2 protein-coding genes are annotated in these 1,423 nt (G+C 41.6%); both read left to right on the top strand.

Annotated features, from left to right (window positions below; genetic code table 11):
• The first annotated feature begins 44 nt into the window (after positions 1–44).
• Positions 45–563, top strand: a complete 519-nt coding sequence (locus tag IP485_RS13660; RefSeq protein WP_198327766.1) for a helix-turn-helix domain-containing protein — start codon at positions 45–47, stop codon at positions 561–563.
• Complete coding sequence (locus IP485_RS13655; RefSeq protein WP_320159141.1) at positions 551–1,390, top strand: IS3 family transposase; 840 nt, start codon at positions 551–553, stop codon at positions 1,388–1,390. The genes IP485_RS13660 and IP485_RS13655 overlap by 13 nt, the downstream gene beginning before the upstream one ends.
• Positions 1,391–1,423 lie beyond the last annotated feature (33 nt).

Here is a 1,423-nt window from a genome sequence, read left to right as displayed (position 1 = left end):
TGAACTGAACCCCATAAGTTGGACACAACTTCTGGGGTATTTTTATGCGTTACGATCTAGACTTTAAGCTCAAAGTGATTGCATACTACAAGCAAGGACATACTGGCGTCGCGACAGCGAAGAAATTCAGACTTGATAAAAAGATACTATCTAAGTGGATCCAGCAATATCAAAATGGTGGCATAGACGCAATCAAGCCTAAGGTGAGTAAAGCTAAATACAGTAGCGATTTTAAATACCAAGTGATCATGATCATGTTAGAACAAGGTTTAAGTCAGTCTGAAACGGCGCTCAAGTTTAACATCAGCTCACCTGCTCTCATCAGCCATTGGCACAAAGCTTATCGACTCTACGGTATGTCTGGACTCACATCTAAACGTAAAGGTAATACCGCCATGACCAAGCCAGTTATCACAGACAAGCCACATGATGACAAGACCCTAGCAGAATTAAAGCGTGAGAATGAGTATCTACGTGCGGAGATTGCCTACCTAAAAAAGCTGGATGCACGGCTTCGGGAAAGGGAACAAGCTGCGACAAAGCAAGGCTCATCGAAGAGTTAAGAGAGCAGCATCTATTATCTGACTTATTAACCATAGCAACCCTTGCAAGGAGTAATTTCTACTACCATAGAGCGCAGCTGTGGAATAAAGATAAGTATGCCGACTTAAAGCAGCATATCGCCACCCTTTATCACCAGCATAAAGGCAGATATGGCTATCGTAGAATCACGGTCGCCCTAAAACAGCTAGGGATTCATCACAATCATAAACTTATCGCCAAGCTTATGAAGCAGCTGAAGCTCAGTGCACGGATTCGACGGCAAAAATGGCGCTCATATAAGGGACAACAAGGCAAAATAGCAAACAATCATCTAAAGCGTCGATTCAAGGCAAGTAGACCCTTTAAGCGTTGGCTCACTGACATTACCGAGTTTAAGGTCGGTGATAACAAATTATACTTATCACCGATACTCGATTGTTATAATAATGAGATTATTAGTTATACGCTCTCAAAAAGGCCGACCTATGATTTAGTAAGTCGAATGCTAAGTCAGGCACTGGAAAAAACTAAAGCCAGCCGTCATAAGAAGCTAATGCTACATTCAGATCAGGGATGGCATTATCAGATGAAGCCGTTTAAAAAGACGCTCAAAAAGCATCAGATTAAACAAAGTATGAGCAGGAAAGGAAATTGCCTCGATAATGCGCTGATGGAAGGCTTCTTCGGTACACTAAAGTGTGAGACTATTTATATTGAGAAGCCAGGCTCGATTGAGGTGTTAGAGAAACAGATTCATGAGTATATCCACTACTACAATCATGAAAGAATTCAGCTTAAACTAAAAGGACTGAGTCCTGTGCAATACAGAACTCAGTCCTTGAAATAAACTTAAACCGTCCAACATTTGGGGGTCAGTTCA

The organism is Psychrobacter sp. NG27, from assembly GCF_016106655.1.
Taxonomy (GTDB): domain Bacteria; phylum Pseudomonadota; class Gammaproteobacteria; order Pseudomonadales; family Moraxellaceae; genus Psychrobacter.
The sequence above is the reverse complement of the archived record's forward strand: the minus strand, read 5'-3'. Positions and strand labels throughout refer to the sequence as shown.